General features: G+C 42.5%; 14 protein-coding genes and 1 tRNA gene. 14 read left to right on the top strand and 1 reads right to left on the bottom strand.

Annotation, left to right across the window (positions count from 1 at the left end):
* Positions 1 to 72 precede the first annotated feature (72 nt).
* The 14 genes from FXZ76_RS00785 to argF all read left to right on the top strand — a co-directional run bounded on the left by FXZ76_RS00785 (position 73) and on the right by argF (position 13,277).
* Positions 73 to 1,962, top strand: a complete 1,890-nt coding sequence (locus tag FXZ76_RS00785; protein WP_079535237.1) for an MDR family MFS transporter — start codon at positions 73 to 75, stop codon at positions 1,960 to 1,962.
* The gene (locus FXZ76_RS00780; RefSeq protein WP_231961712.1) at positions 1,963 to 3,291 is read left to right on the top strand and encodes a hemolysin family protein; all 1,329 of its coding nucleotides are present in this window, start codon (positions 1,963 to 1,965) and stop codon (positions 3,289 to 3,291) included. It abuts the gene before it with no gap.
* Positions 3,292 to 3,321: 30 nt separating this feature from the next.
* Positions 3,322 to 3,407 (top strand) — tRNA-Leu (locus FXZ76_RS00775).
* Between the two features lie 31 nt (positions 3,408 to 3,438).
* Positions 3,439 to 4,155, top strand: a complete 717-nt coding sequence (locus FXZ76_RS00770) for a LytR/AlgR family response regulator transcription factor (protein WP_231961772.1) — start codon at positions 3,439 to 3,441, stop codon at positions 4,153 to 4,155.
* 6 nt (positions 4,156 to 4,161) lie between these two features.
* Positions 4,162 to 5,379 carry a putative ABC transporter permease gene (locus FXZ76_RS00765; RefSeq protein WP_079535235.1) on the top strand — a complete coding sequence of 406 codons (1,218 nt, stop codon included), beginning with the start codon at positions 4,162 to 4,164 and terminating at the stop codon, positions 5,377 to 5,379.
* Between the two features lie 429 nt (positions 5,380 to 5,808).
* Positions 5,809 to 6,561 (top strand): methionine ABC transporter ATP-binding protein, encoded by a 753-nt coding sequence (locus tag FXZ76_RS00760; RefSeq protein WP_079535234.1) that lies wholly within the window; start codon positions 5,809 to 5,811, stop codon positions 6,559 to 6,561.
* Positions 6,562 to 7,221, top strand: coding sequence for a methionine ABC transporter permease (locus FXZ76_RS00755; protein WP_079535233.1), 660 nt, complete (start codon positions 6,562 to 6,564; stop codon positions 7,219 to 7,221). It abuts the gene before it with no gap.
* 82 nt (positions 7,222 to 7,303) lie between these two features.
* Positions 7,304 to 8,155 carry a MetQ/NlpA family ABC transporter substrate-binding protein gene (locus FXZ76_RS00750; protein ID WP_079535232.1) on the top strand — a complete coding sequence of 284 codons (852 nt, stop codon included), beginning with the start codon at positions 7,304 to 7,306 and terminating at the stop codon, positions 8,153 to 8,155.
* Between the two features lie 398 nt (positions 8,156 to 8,553).
* Positions 8,554 to 9,837, top strand: coding sequence for a serine--tRNA ligase (gene serS / locus FXZ76_RS00745; protein ID WP_079535231.1), 1,284 nt, complete (start codon positions 8,554 to 8,556; stop codon positions 9,835 to 9,837).
* Positions 9,838 to 9,883: 46 nt separating this feature from the next.
* Entirely contained in the window at positions 9,884 to 10,315 is a 432-nt protein-coding gene (locus tag FXZ76_RS00740; RefSeq protein WP_147571479.1) for a hypothetical protein, read from the top strand.
* Entirely contained in the window at positions 10,305 to 11,051 is a 747-nt protein-coding gene (locus FXZ76_RS00735; RefSeq protein ID WP_079535229.1) for a hypothetical protein, read from the top strand. Before FXZ76_RS00740 ends, FXZ76_RS00735 begins: the two co-directional genes overlap by 11 nt.
* A gap of 13 nt (positions 11,052 to 11,064) precedes the next feature.
* Positions 11,065 to 11,289 (top strand): DUF6724 family protein, encoded by a 225-nt coding sequence (locus FXZ76_RS00730; protein WP_079535228.1) that lies wholly within the window; start codon positions 11,065 to 11,067, stop codon positions 11,287 to 11,289.
* A 17-nt stretch (positions 11,290 to 11,306) separates the two neighbouring features.
* A complete protein-coding gene (locus FXZ76_RS00725; RefSeq protein ID WP_079535227.1) occupies positions 11,307 to 12,182 on the top strand; it encodes a bifunctional hydroxymethylpyrimidine kinase/phosphomethylpyrimidine kinase in 876 nt (291 codons plus the stop codon).
* 87 nt (positions 12,183 to 12,269) lie between these two features.
* Positions 12,270 to 13,277 (top strand): ornithine carbamoyltransferase, encoded by a 1,008-nt coding sequence (gene argF / locus FXZ76_RS00720; RefSeq protein WP_079535226.1) that lies wholly within the window; start codon positions 12,270 to 12,272, stop codon positions 13,275 to 13,277.
* A 164-nt stretch (positions 13,278 to 13,441) separates the two neighbouring features.
* Here argF and FXZ76_RS00715 read toward each other — a convergent pair whose 3' ends face one another.
* On the bottom strand, positions 13,442 to 14,113 hold the full coding sequence (locus tag FXZ76_RS00715; RefSeq protein WP_079535225.1) for a TetR/AcrR family transcriptional regulator: 672 nt from the start codon (positions 14,111 to 14,113) through the stop codon (positions 13,442 to 13,444).
* Positions 14,114 to 14,385 lie beyond the last annotated feature (272 nt).

Raw genomic sequence — 14,385 nt, 5'->3', positions numbered from 1 at the left:
TTGATTGCGCATTTATCTTAATGATTCATAAGGAATTCTCGATTGTTATATGGATTAAATAAAAGAACGACGATGATGGTCGTCATCATAGTCGTGGGTTCTTTCACGACAATTTTGAATCAAACGTTCATTTCGCCTGCACTTCCAACAATCATGAAAGATTTTTCGGTTGACGCAGCGACTGTTCAATGGCTAACAACTGGCTTCCTCCTCGTGAATGCGGTAATGATTCCAATTACTGCCTACATCATGGAGAAGTTTCCGACGAGATCGATTTTTTCTTTTGCAATGGTTGCTTTTGGCTTCGGTTCTGCTTTTTGCGCTTGGGGGCCAACCTTTGAGCTTTTGCTGATTGGTCGTTTAATTCAAGCGATTGGGGCAGGCATAATGATGCCTATGGCGATGGCAACAATGCTTGTCACTTTTCCTCTCGAACACCGCGGTGCTGCTATGGGAATTGTTGGCACTGTTTTTGCATGCGCGCCTGCGATTGGACCAAGTTTGTCAGGATTTCTTGTGGTCTCAGTCGGATGGCATTACATGTTCTGGGGAATGGCAGCTCTATGCGCTGTGCTTGCACTGCTAGGGTTCTTTTATGTTGAAAGCAAAAAACCAGATCATGCCAAGGAAGTGCATCTTGACGTGTTGAGTGTCCTGCTTTCTACGTTTGGTCTCGGAGCTCTTCTTTACAGTTTTAGTGTGATTGGTTCGCAGGGGCTAACTCTAGTTGTCGGGATAATGATGCTTGTAGGAATCACTCTTATAGCGCTTTTCTGCATTCGTCAGCTCCATCTAGAGCACCCTATGCTTCAAATTAGGGTTTTAAAGTCGCGCGATTTTACACTTGCAACGTTCATTGGCATGGTTGCGCAAGCTGGTGTCACTATTTCAGGCATTTTGATGCCGATCTACATTCAAACAATTCTTGGCTATGATTCGTTTGTTTCTGGTTTAACGATTTTACCTGGTGCAGTATTGTCGGCCGCTGTTAATGTTTGGGCTGGTAGATTTTATGACAAGCATGGTCCACGCCTGATTATTCTTTCTGGCATTGGACTTTTTCTCGTCGCGAACATTTGTTTTGGTCTCATGAGAATCGATGGAAGCCCTTGGATTGTGGCTGGCATTTTTGTTGTTCGCCAATTTGGTATTGCCCTTCACAATATGACAGCAACCACTTGGGGTATGGCACGTCTTGACGACAAACTCGCTCCGCATGCGACAAGTGTACAAAGCACTCTTCGTACTGTCGCAGCCTCGCTTGGAACAGCCGTGGTTGTCTCAATTACATCGGTGGTTGAATCGCATGCAGCTGCAACACACACTCCAATTGAGGCAACTCTTCTTGGGGTTAACGTTGGATATTTCGCTCTGTCGGCAGCAATTCTTGTTGTGTTTATATTCAGCTTTATGTGGGTTAAGAAAGAAAAGCCTTCTCAGGCCCGTGAAGAGTCTGAAGTCATTGATGAGATCTCAGCTGCCGAAAACAAAGCTATCATTGAGCGAATTATGAAGCGCGATGTTTATTGTCTTGACAAAGACAAAACCGTTGAATCAGCCTTAGCAATGCTGGTAGAACATCGAATTAGCGGCGCCCCTGTTGTTGATAAGGACCTAAAACCAATTGGATTTTTTAGTGATGGAGACTTCCTCAAACGTTTGTCTAGAACAACTTCTAACATTGACGATCCACTTGCGCTCATGTGTCTTGCTGGGTTTGAACATGCACACATTGAAGACAAGCTTGATTATCTGATGAAGTTAAAGGTAAAAGATTTGTGTGTCAACAACTGCATTTGTGCTACTACAACCACTAATATTGGTGAGATTTGCAGGATTCTTAGTGAATATCACCTCAAAAAACTGCCAATTTGCGAGTCGGGTAAAATTGTTGGTGTGATTAACAGAAGCGACGTAATCAAAGATTCAGTTCTTAGTTATTTAGAAGGTGTGAATAAATAATTGGAAGCTTGGCGTATTGGAATTTATTTAGTTTTAGTTGTCCTTTTCCTATTGATGAATGCCTTTTTTGTTGTAGCTGAATTCTCAATAGTTCGAGTTAGAAAGTCTCAAATTGAACTAGCAGTGGAGGAAGGCAAAAAAGGGGCAAAGCAAGCACAAGAAATAGTCACAAACGTTAATGCCTATCTGTCGGCCTGTCAGCTTGGCATCACGCTGGCTTCTCTTGCATTAGGTTGGCTTGGTGAGCCGGTTTTCGCTGCTCTTGTGCGCCCAATTTTTGTGCTACTTCGCCTTCCTGAAGCAATAGTTCCCGCTGTTGCAATTGCAGTTGGTTATTTTTTGATGACTACTTTTCATGTTGTTGTTGGTGAACTCATTCCAAAATCAATCGCGATTTTTTCTACAGAAAGTTATGCTCTTCACACTTCGCGTCCTTTGATGATTTTCTATCGCGTGACCTATCCGGTAATGTGGCTTTTCAACACAATCACCAATGGCGTCGTTAAATTGCTGGGTCACGATCCATCTGATGAACACGACGTTTATTCTGGCGATGAAATCAAGCTTCTCGTTGACGAATCTACAGCCAGTGGGTTGATTGATCCTGAACAAAATGAATATGTTGACAACGTTTTGGATTTGGGCGACAAAGACGCTGAAGCGATTATGACCCCAAGGACCGATGTTACATTCATTGACATTAATGATTCAGCTGAAGAAAACCTTGAGACGATAAACAGATATTCCTATTCGAGATATCCCGTTTGTGATGGTGATGCCGACCATCTTGTTGGCTTTGTCCACATGAAGGATTTGTTTGGAATTGATAAAGAAACTCCAATGAGACAGTGGCCAATCAGAAATTTGATTGCAGTGCCAGAGACTTGTTCCATTTCAAAAATGATTCAGGAACTCTCATCAAATCGCACTGAAATTTGTGTTGTTGTGGATGAGCATGGCGGAACTGCTGGCATTGCAACGCTTGCCGACATTCTTGAGCAGATTGTTGGTCGCATTGATGACGAATATCGTCATGAGGTTGACGATGCAGTAAAACCGCAGGCAGATGGCTCATTTAAACTTGATGGAAGGATGTCAATCGCCGATCTTGTTGAGTTGCTGGGATTTGAACCAAAGGGTTCAAGCGAGGTTGAAACAGTCGCTGGCTTAGTTTTAAAACTCATGGACAGAATTCCAAATGAGGGTGACTCTGTTTCAATAACAAAAGAAATGGCAGAGGAAGCAATTGAAGCAGAATTCGAAGTTCTTAAAATGGACAATTTGAGGATAGATACAATTTTGCTCACAATTGACCGTTTGCCGAAATAGTCGTATAATTCATAACTCCATTGCAGAATTGCCCGGGTGGCGGAATGGCAGACGCGTCGGTCTCAAAAACCGATATCTTCACGGGTGTGTGGGTTCGAATCCCACTCCGGGCACCATTTTAGTTTCGAACTGTGAATAATGGAGGTCGTGTTGCTGAACGCAATCGTTGTTGATGATGAGAAACCAGCTCGTGATGAACTAATCTATCTACTCAGTGAAGTCGGCGGTGTTGAAGTCGTCGCTGAGGCGGATTGCGCAGCTCAAGCGATTGCGGCTTTACAAGAACACCCCTGCGATGTTTTGTTTCTCGACATTAACATGCCTGATGCGAATGGACTGAGACTTGCAGGTGCGCTTCGCACACTTCGTTTTCCTCCGGCTGTTGTTTTTGTTTCGGCCTACAGTGAATATGCAGTTGACGCTTTCGAGGTTAAAGCAGTCGATTATCTCTTGAAGCCTGTTGACGAAAAACGTCTCAAGAAAGCTATTGAGACTGTTGAAAAAAGCGTCGTTATGCAGCATAAATCTCAAAAAGGTAAACAAATTGCTTGTGAGAAGTCTGGCAAAAAAGTAATGATTAATGCGTCTGACATCTTGTTTTGCACAGCGCGTGATGACTATGCCTATGTAGAAGCAAAAGAAGGCAAATTTTTCGCTCCTTCTTCGCTTTCAAGCATTGAAAAGCAACTTGACGGTCTTGGTTTTATGCGCGTTCATCGCAGCTATCTTGTGAATTTGAATTGCGTTAAAGAAGCAGTTACTGCAGAAAATGGTGCGATGACGCTAAAAATCGAAGGCACCGACTCAGTTATCCCTGTTTCAAGGCGAAAGATACCTATGCTTAAAAAAGCAATGCAGGTCTAGACGGCATTGGAGCTAAAAGACAACAACATTCGCGAACTCGGGAAAAAAATCGAGAGCGACATTCAAGCAAAAATCCCAATTGCGATTAAAGTTTTTTGCGTATTAATTATTGTATTCACCGTTCTTTCAATAGCCAGAACGAGTGCATCTTTTTGGAAATATCTTTTTCACATTATTTCAACGACTGCTAATGGTGCAGGACTTTCAACCGCAGTTTGTGAAGTAATAAATCTTGTGGCGGGTGCCGGGATTTCGATTTGCAACATCTTTTTGAGCATCATGTTGCTTGCATCAAAGAAAAAGGAATCAGCCCGCTTTATTTATGTTTTATATCTGTTTTACGGCGCCGATTTAATCACATATGTAATGCTTAATGGCATTGGGCTAGAAATCATATTCTACGTAGTGGGTTTCATTATTTTGGTTGCTCTTCAAATTTATCTTGATCCTATGCTTGGCGAAGAGCGTTCGATGAAGATGCATAAAATTGAGGAAGAATGGCATGAGGAGCAGGACGCGGGAACGATTGGATTTGATTCGTCGGGAAAAGGCGCTATTGAGATCAATTTCTTTAATCTCTTTTGGATTTTCCTCGTTTGCTCGATAATTGGGCTTGTTGCTGAGGAGCTCTATCACTATTTCTTTGTGGTTCCTGGTGAATTGCAAGATCGCGCAGGACTTTTGTTTGGACCCTTCTCGCCAATATATGGTTGTGGGGCTGTGATTATGACAGTTGCCCTAAACCGCCTTCACAAATATCCCATTCTCGTTATTTTCCTTGCCAGTGCCATTATTGGAGGTCTTTTTGAGGTAGTTGTTAGCTACTTCATGGAATACACGTTTGGCGCTGTTGCATGGAATTACTCTTCGGAAGTTCTGCCTTTGTTTGGCGGGCGAACTTGTGCGAAATTTATGATTATGTGGGGCTTTATGGGTGCAATATGGCTAAAGATTTTTATGCCAACTGTTGTTAAAGTCGTAAATAAGATTCCCTGGAACTGGAGATGTGTCGTAACTGCTGTAGCGACAATCCTCATGGTTGTTGATGTGGTCATGACATTACAATCGCTTGATTGCTGGTATATGAGAATTTCTGAAGGAGAGGAATCTGCTTCGAAGTCAAACATAACACAGTTCTACGCAACTAATTTTGATGATGACTACATGGAAAACCGTTTTGAATCGATGACAATTAACCCGGGCGCCGCAGTGCGTAATAATTAAGCGCTCGCATTATTTGAGCTGGTAGTTTCAATATAAGAATTATTTGAGTTGTTAGCTTCGATTGAAGTGCTTCTGTTTGTGAAGTTTATCCTTTATTCTGTTTTTGCGTGGGAGACAAACCAAAGGATAGTGCGGTTATAAGTTACATTTGAGCTGAGTGTTTTCACTTGGGAAACGAAGTGGTGTTAACACTCTCGAAACAATTTCACAAGTTTTTTTATCTAGGGTAAACCTTTTGTTGTAGAATGACTAAAGCAATGACGAACACATGCGACATAAAAGCTTTCTTCATGATGTCTACAATGATGTAGGCCTTGGCCTACATATATCTAATACCCCACTCTTAAAACTTAATATCCATTTGTCAAATTTGTGTTTAAGATAAATGGTGCAAATTTCAAAAAACAACTAGCGGTTTAAAGGCTGTCCATGATTGAACTTAAAAACATTAACAAGACCTATCAAAACAAGAAGAATAAAACTTCTGCACTAAAAGATGTTAGTCTCACGATTAACAATCATGAAGTGTTTGGAATTATTGGCTTTAGTGGTGCAGGAAAATCTACGCTTGTGCGTTGCATTAACCTTCTTGAAAAACCTGATAGCGGTGAAGTTTTAATCGATGGGCTAAACATTTGCGAGCTTGGCAGAAAAGAGCTTAATGAGAAGCGCAGAAAAATCGGAATGATTTTTCAACAGTTCAATTTGTTAGAACAGCGCACAGTTTTTAAAAACGTTCGTTTTCCACTCGAAGTAGCAGGATACTCTGGACCAGAGGCTGATGCAAAAGTGAACAAGCTTTTGGGACTTGTTGGACTCACAGAAAAGGCCAGTGTGTATCCTTCTCAGCTTTCGGGTGGTCAAAAACAACGTGTTGCAATTGCTCGCGCCTTGGCCACCGACCCTGACATTATTCTTTGCGATGAAGCCACAAGTGCACTCGACCCAATTACCACGAAGTCGGTGCTGGCTTTGCTAAAAAAACTCAACGAAGAACTGGAGGTCACAATCGTCATCATCACGCATGAAATGGCTGTTGTTGAGCAAGTTTGTGACCGTGTTGCAGTAATTGACAGCGGGAAAATTTGTGAGGTTGGAACCGTGTCAGAAGTATTTACAAACCCACAGTCAGAAGCAACAAACAAATTGCTTTTCCCTGAGAAGTTTGTGGAGGTGATTTAAATGGATCAACAACTAATCTCTCTTCTTGTTGCTTCCACTGGGGAAACAATTTACATGACAGTTCTGTCAACATTTGTCGCCTATTTGATTGGCACACCTCTTGGAGTTCTTCTTTACATTACCTCAAAAGAGGGAACTCGCCCGAACGCTGTCGTTAACTTTATCGTTGGACTAATCGTTAACGTATTGCGTTCAGTTCCTTTCCTCATTTTGCTTGTTGCAATTTTGCCTTTTACACGACTTGTTGCAGGCACAACACTGGGAACTAACGCCACAGTTGTTCCTTTGATTGTTGCAGCTGCTCCCTATGTCGCCAGAATGGTCGAGTCTTCTTTGAAAGAAGTTGACCCAGGTGTCGTGGAAGCTGCTCAGTCAATGGGCACATCAAGTTGGCAGATTATCACAAAGGTTTATTTGCCTGAAGCTCGCCCTTCTCTGTTAGTTGGCGCAGCAATTTCTCTGGCAACTATTCTTGGATATTCTGCAATGGCTGGTTTTGTCGGGGGCGGTGGCCTAGGCGCTGTCGCCATTAACTATGGCTATTATCGCTATCAAACTGACATTATGCTAATCACAGTTTTATTGCTTGTTGTAATTGTCCAAATTTTCCAGGAAGGTGGCCTTCTCCTCGCAAGGCGCACCGACAAACGACTCAAATAAAGTGCTGAATTTTTAAGTTCGCATTTGATTAGAACCAGTTTTTATAAGAAATAGAAAGATTTAAAAGATTAAAGGAGACAAAATGACTCTCACAAAACAAAGACTAACAAAAGTGATTGCAGTTGCAGTTGCCGTGTTCCTATCAATTTTTGCACTTGCTGGATGCTCCTCATCGTCCTCTTCAGATTCAGGCTCATCTAGCTCCGACAAAACAATCAAAGTTGGTGCATCGCCAACTCCTCATGCAGAAATTTTGAATCATGTGAAAGACACTCTGAAGCAAGAAGGCTGGGATCTTCAAGTTGTTGAATATAACGACTATGTTCAGCCAAACACTGCTCTTGAGTCTGGTGATTTAGATGCTAACTACTTCCAGCACATTACCTATCTCAACAACTTCAATAAAGAAAACGGAACTCACATCGAGTCTGCAGCTGACATTCACTTTGAACCGATGAGAATTTATGCTGGCAAAACAAAGAGCTTGTCAGACTTAAAAGACGGTGCAACTGTTTCAGTTCCAAATGACACAACTAACGAAGCACGTGCACTTCTTCTTCTCCAGCAAGAAGGTCTCATCAAATTGAAGGATGGCGCTGGCACCAACGCTACTAAACTTGACATCGTCGAAAACCCAAAGAACCTCGACATTCAAGAAGTCGAAGCAGCACAAGTTCCACGCACAGTTTCTGATGTCGACATCCTCGTAGTTAACTGCAATTATGCACTCTCAGCAGGACTTGAAACTTCTTCAGCTCTCGCAGTTGAATCAGACCAAGGCGAAGCTGCAAAAGCATACGTTAACGTAATTGCTTGCAAAGAAGGCAACAAGAACAGCGAGAAAATCCAAGCTCTCGTAAAGGCAGTCCAGAGCGACGATGTGAAGCAGTTTATTGAGAGTAAGTATAGCGGAGCTGTAGTCCCTCTCTTCTAGCCAAAAACAATTCTGAGCGGCGCTTTTCGTCTGCGACACTTCGGGCTGTGACCTAAGCACAGCTCCTCAGTGTCTCGGCGAAAATCGCTCGCTCAGATGTTGCAAACACCTGTTAGTTTGTTCCTCGGAGTTTCGGGCGAATCTGCTCGCTCAGATGTTGCAAACACCTGTTAGTTTGATCCCAAGTGTCTCGGCGAAAATCGCGAACTGTCTACTATCTCAAGGAAATGTGTTTTTTATTTGGCAACAGCAGTGATGAGCTGAACGCCGACACGAATGCTTGTTGAGGATTGGTTTAAAGATTGCGTCGCGACGCATGAGTGCCCCGAAGTCTTGAGGGCACTTTTTCATGTGCTAACATATATTTCGTAAAAATACCCAGCGTATAAGGAGTTTTGATGCTAGACCTTAAGTTCGTTCGCGACAATCTAGATGCCGTCTCAGAAGCAATGAAAAATAGAAATGCACAATTTGATGCTAAGCGTTTTTCCCAGCTTGACAAGTCTCGTCGCGAACTCATTGGCGAAGAGGAAGCTCTGCAGGCAAAGCGCAACGCTGATTCAAAAGCTATCGGTGGTCTCATGAAGGACGGCAAGGCTGACGAGGCCGCTGCAATGAAAGAAAGCGTTCGCGAGATTAATGACAAACTCGACAAGCTCACCGCTGAGCGCGAGAAAATAGATGCTGACCTCACCGATCTTCTCATGCATGTTCCAAACTTCCCTGCGGAAGGCGTTCCTGTTGGTAAAGATGAAAACGACAACGTTGAGGTTAGACGCTGGGGAACTCCTCGCGAATTTGATTTTGAAGACAAACCGCACTGGGATCTTGGCACCGACCTTGACATCATCGATTTCGATTGTGGCGTAAAACTAACGGGTTCTAGGTTCTATGTTTTAGGTGGCGCAGGTGCCAGACTTGAACGTGCGCTCATCAATTTCATGATTGACACACATGTTTCTCGTGGCTACAAAGAGTGGTGGGTTCCAGCTCTTGCAAATAAGACAACGCTAACTGGAACAGCTCAGCTTCCTAAATTCGAGGATGATCTTTACAAAACAACAACTGAAGGGCTTTACCTCATTCCAACTGCCGAAGTTCAATTGACAAACATTCACGCGCAGGAAACTTTGAAGGCAGAAGAGTTGCCAAAGAAATATTGCGCATTTACTCCATGCTTCCGCGAAGAAGCAGGAAGTGCTGGTCGTGACACTCGAGGCATCATTCGCGTTCATCAGTTCAGCAAAGTTGAGATGGTAAAAGTAACTACACCTGAAACTGGGTTTGATGAGTTAGAAAAAATGACTGCAGATGCAGAGAACATTTTGCAACTTCTTGGCCTGCCATATCGCGTGATTACACTTTGCACAGGCGACATTGGATTTTCTGCTGCTAAAACATATGATGTTGAGGTCTGGATGCCAAGCTACAAGGGCTACAAGGAAATTTCAAGTTGCAGTTGCTGCACCGACTTCCAGGCTCGCCGTGCTGGCATTCGTTATAAAGACCCAGACAAATTTAAAGGCAGCCGTCTTTGCTACACGCTCAACGGTTCTGGTCTTGCTGTTGGGCGCACAATGGCTGCTTTGCTAGAGAACTACCAAAATGAAGACGGCACAGTCACAATCCCTGAAGTGCTTGTTCCATACATGGGTGGTCTCACAAAGATTGAGAAAAACTAGCTCTGCTCTTTAATTATTGTCAAAAACAAAGAAAATAGTGTGCGCGGTGTTTTTTATCATCGCGCTTCTTATTGCAACAGCTACAATCATTTTCTCGTTTACTCGCTGGTGTGTGGCCGATGATGCCCAGGACATTCAAGGCACATGGATAGTGGATGACAGCGACACGACAATTCAAGTCACCGACACTGAAATCAGAATGACTAGCGACATGATTTTTACCTATTCTCTAGATACTGGTTCAAAAACAATTAAAGAGCGGCTTGACAACAAAGAAGGTTCCGCACACTATGTATTTTCGCAAGACCGAAACGAACTTGTAATTGCTGACATCAATTTAGATGCCGTCTCTTCCTATTTTTTTGATGCAGGCAACTTGTTAAACACTGTTTTTAGTGGAAAGTACAAAGCCACAAGCGCTCCCTATGTTAGCAGCGTCGATGATTCAAATGTTACTCGCTTGAAGCGTGCCAGTTAAAGCTAGAAAAATAACTCTTAAAAGCGACAGGGTAGAGATACTTGTCGAAGTTAATTGTGTATTTACAAAAGAAGTCAGACTTAAAATTGCAGATAGTGTGAGTTCTCGATTCCCTGGAATTCTTGAACACGCATGCAGGAATTCTCATGGTCCAAGGTTTGGCGACTGCATAAACACTACATCGCTTGCGCACACACTAGAGCACATCATTATTTGGCATTTACAAAACTCTTCAAACCTAAACATCGGACATAACACTCATTCTCTACAGTGCGTGAAGGAGCAGGTGGAAGATGTGTGTTACTCATCTAATCCAACCAGAGATGAGATGTTGTTGAAAGTTGTCAAACCCGATTTACAAAACATGTCAGACTTAAAAACAGAGTTCATTACAAATAATCAGCCTTGCGCGAGCAAGAAAAAGAAAGAACAGGTTTTAACAGAGGATTTCAATAAGAATAAAAACGATTTATGCGACACCGCGCCTTATTTACAAAATATGTCAGACTTTAAAGATTACTTGCAAAAATTTCAGGAAATAACGGCATCGAAGCGACAAGATGGAGAGGATCAGGATAGAAATGTGGGAGCGCGAATATATGTTGGAAAAACAGTGAAAGTGGCTCCCGACCTTGCAAAAATCGAGCTTAAATATTATGATGATATCCGCGCGTTACGGGCTATTAATTGTTCAATTAGCGCGCTAAATAAAATCATCGAAACTTGTTCTGATTAGGAGTCGACGCATTTTGGAAACATTCGACGGACTTTATCACTTCCTTTTCGAAACCTTTGGTGGCATAGCAATTCTTCTCGGCGCTGCATTGCTCGTTAGCATCCTTGCTTGCGCGATTATGGAAAAGCGTGCAAAAAAGGCCTTGAAGGAGCGTCAGGAAGCGTTAAAAGCCCAGCGTGAAGAAGACGATGACTGGGATGATGACGATGATGACGATTGGGACGATGACGACGAATAATCAGAAAGGTTTTACTAATGTCAGACTTGGTTTATGTTAGAGATAAAGATTACATTCCACGCATAGCTGCCGTGCATGATCTTTGCGGCTATGGTAAATGCTCGCTTGGCGTTGCAATCCCTGTTCTTTCGGCTGCTGGATGTGACGTTTGTCCTGTGCCTACTGGCCTTTTTTCTTCTCACACTGCATTTCCTGGCTGGTATATGCATGACACGACTGACATTCTTGACGACTATCTGAAGGCTTGGGAAGGAATTGATGTCAACATCGACGCAATTTATTCTGGTTTTTTGGGGGACCCAAAGCAAGTTGAGATTATTGAGTCTCTTTATGAGAAATATCCAGAAGCAATCAAGTTTGTTGACCCCGTAATGGCAGACCATGGCAAGGTTTATCCAACATACACCCCAGAGCTTTGTGATGCTATGGCAAAACTTTCAGCTCGTGCTGACGTATTGACACCAAATCTAACGGAGGCAGCAATTATTCTAGGTCTTCCTATTGGAGATGAATGGGAAGGGACCGACATCACAAATGGACGCGCGCATGAACTTGTCAAGGCGCTTCTCGATCTTGGTGCAAGAAATGTTGTCTTGAAGGGCATACAGCGCAAAAACGAGACAGTTATTCGCAATTTTGTTGGCGGGGAAGAAGTCGACGGCATTGTTGAGGTTAGCAACGAGTTTGTGAACTATATGCTTCATGGAACAGGCGATGTTTATGCTTCATGCGTACTTGGTGGAATCATGAAAGGCATTTCGCTTGTTCGCAGTGTAGAATTTGCAGGAGATTTTGTGCATGATGCGATGATTGTTAGCTCTAAACAACCGCATTTTATGGAGCGCGGAGTGAGTTTTGAGACCCTTCTCCACAAGGTTTGTGATTTAAAATAGGAGTCGGCTAAAAGCTAGCAGAATGTTCAAACCATAACACGCCAACTGCCTTGGCATATGGCGTGTTTTTTCATTGGAGAAAAGAAAATGAAGTCAACTCTCACAGGCAGGTCTTTCTTGAAGATTGTCGATTTCACACCTGCTGAAATCGAAGAAATGCTTTCTGTGGCACATTCGCTCAAAAAGAAAAAGAAAGATGGAGAGGCGCATTGCTATTTGGGAGGCAAAAACATTTGTCTTTTGTTTGAGAAGACTTCCACAAGAACGCGTTGTGCGTTTGAAGTAGCAGCTCACGATCTTGGCATGAATGTTACCTATCTCGATCCTGCCTCTTCACAAATGGGAAACAAAGAATCTATCGAAGACACTGCTAAAGTTCTTGGGCGCTTTTATGATGGAATAGAATATCGCGGTTTTCTGCAAGAAACTGTTGAGTGCTTGGCACGAGAGTCGGGTGTGCCCGTCTGGAATGGACTCACCGATGATGCTCATCCAACACAAATGATTGCCGACATGATGACGATACAGGAGAAACTCGGCTTTAATCTAAAAGGAAGAAAGCTTGTGTATGTTGGCGATTCCAGAAACAACGTTGCGAATTCACTTGCTGCTGTTTGTGTTAAATTAGGAATGCATTTTGTCGCATGCGCCCCATGTGAATTGTGGCCAAGCGATTCTCTTGTGCAGGAGTGCAAAGAGACTTGCGCCACTACTGGAGGATCAATTTCTCTTAGTGAAAGCATTGATGATGCTTGTGTTAATGCCGACGTTATTTATACAGACATTTGGGTTTCCATGGGTGAGCCTTCTGATATTTGGGGGAGTCGAATTAATCTGCTGAGCCCCTATCAAGTAAACAATCGTGTAATGAAACGTGCTGGCGACAACTGTATTTTTATGCACTGCCTACCCTCTTTTCATGATTTAAACACCACAGTTGCTCAAGATGTTTACAAGCAGTTTGGAATCTCTGAGATGGAGGTGACCGACGAGGTTTTCCGTTCGAATCAGTCTGTTGTTTTTGACCAGGCGGAAAACAGAATGCACTCCATTAAAGCAATCATGCTTTGCACTCTGGCTAGCGAGTGGGAATAAGCACAAAGCTGTCTGAATTAGCGCTTTGCTTGTGAACACATTTTTTGGAGCTAATTAAAAGTAATTGATAGACTTTAGTCTGACTGCAATATTGCTTGCCAAGACGAATGTGAAATGAGCACTAGGCGCTAGCATTGCGCCTATGAGTGCATGTGTAGAGTGTGCTACGCTGCTACTTTTTCTTTTTCGACGAGGTATTCGACAACTTTCATGAAGCGTGTGCGCATTTGTTCACATTCGATGAGGCCGCCATCTGAGGCAAGGCGCTGCCTGAGAATCTCGTGGAAATAACTGAGCATTAAATCGTTGATCATGTCGAGGTTGTCAGCCTTTATGATGCCTTCTGTCACAAGAGGCCGCAATATGTCAAGGTTTCTTTCGATTAGAGTTCCTTGGTATAGCATGTCTTTAACGCTAGCTCCAACATTCTCAAGTTGTGCAGGGAACAAACGATAATATTCACGAATCATCTTTTCAAGTGGCACTTTGTGTTCACAGAAGAAAATCTGGTTGAACACTTCTGGGTTGTCAAGTGCGTAAACGGTAAAAACTTCCCAGGTGTGAAGAAAAATATCATAGTGATTTTCGAGTTTTTTGAGATCCGCTACAAGACTGCGAGTGTATTTTTCTAGATAGCTCATTGATGACATTGTCACAAGTTCATCAACGTCGTGGAAATAGAAATAAAGAAGTGAGGAGTTGCACCCTGCTAGATCTGCAACTTTTCTTACAGTAATTTTTTTAATTCCTTCTGTTTCGATTATTTCTCTAGCAGCAGAAATGAACATTACAATGATTTTGTCACGTTCAGCTTCGCTATATTTAGTTCTGCCCATTACCACTCCTTAGGCTATTTTTTTTCAAATTTTACCAGTTTTTTGTACAACAAATTGGAGCTGTTTAATTAATATAACCATAGTTTTATCAGCTATACAGTGAGTTTTTGTTTCATTAATCGTATTCGACAAAATTGTAATATCATTCTGGGTTATCAGCGATTAAACTCATTACAATTTCTGAACCATTCTTTAAAGAACATTTAATTATAAAAATGAAGTGTTGATTTTTCTTTTTTACACTTCATCAATGTATACATATAAAATCATGC

This window comes from Phoenicibacter congonensis (assembly GCF_902386915.1).
Lineage (GTDB): Bacteria > Actinomycetota > Coriobacteriia > Coriobacteriales > Eggerthellaceae > Phoenicibacter > Phoenicibacter congonensis.
Note: the sequence above shows the minus strand (reverse complement) of the source record. Positions and strands in the feature narration are given on the sequence as shown.

Excerpts from the sequence above, each read along its gene's own strand:
- FXZ76_RS00785 (WP_079535237.1), top strand. The coding sequence starts at position 73 with ATGATGGTCGTCATCATAGTCGTGGGTTCTTTCACGACAATTTTGAAT.
- FXZ76_RS00760 (WP_079535234.1), top strand. The coding sequence starts at position 5,809 with ATGATTGAACTTAAAAACATTAACAAGACCTATCAAAACAAGAAGAAT.
- FXZ76_RS00755 (WP_079535233.1), top strand. The coding sequence starts at position 6,562 with ATGGATCAACAACTAATCTCTCTTCTTGTTGCTTCCACTGGGGAAACA.
- FXZ76_RS00750 (WP_079535232.1), top strand. The coding sequence starts at position 7,304 with ATGACTCTCACAAAACAAAGACTAACAAAAGTGATTGCAGTTGCAGTT.
- serS (WP_079535231.1), top strand. The coding sequence starts at position 8,554 with ATGCTAGACCTTAAGTTCGTTCGCGACAATCTAGATGCCGTCTCAGAA.
- FXZ76_RS00725 (WP_079535227.1), top strand. The coding sequence starts at position 11,307 with ATGTCAGACTTGGTTTATGTTAGAGATAAAGATTACATTCCACGCATA.
- argF (WP_079535226.1), top strand. The coding sequence starts at position 12,270 with ATGAAGTCAACTCTCACAGGCAGGTCTTTCTTGAAGATTGTCGATTTC.
- FXZ76_RS00715 (WP_079535225.1), bottom strand. The coding sequence starts at position 14,113 with ATGGGCAGAACTAAATATAGCGAAGCTGAACGTGACAAAATCATTGTA.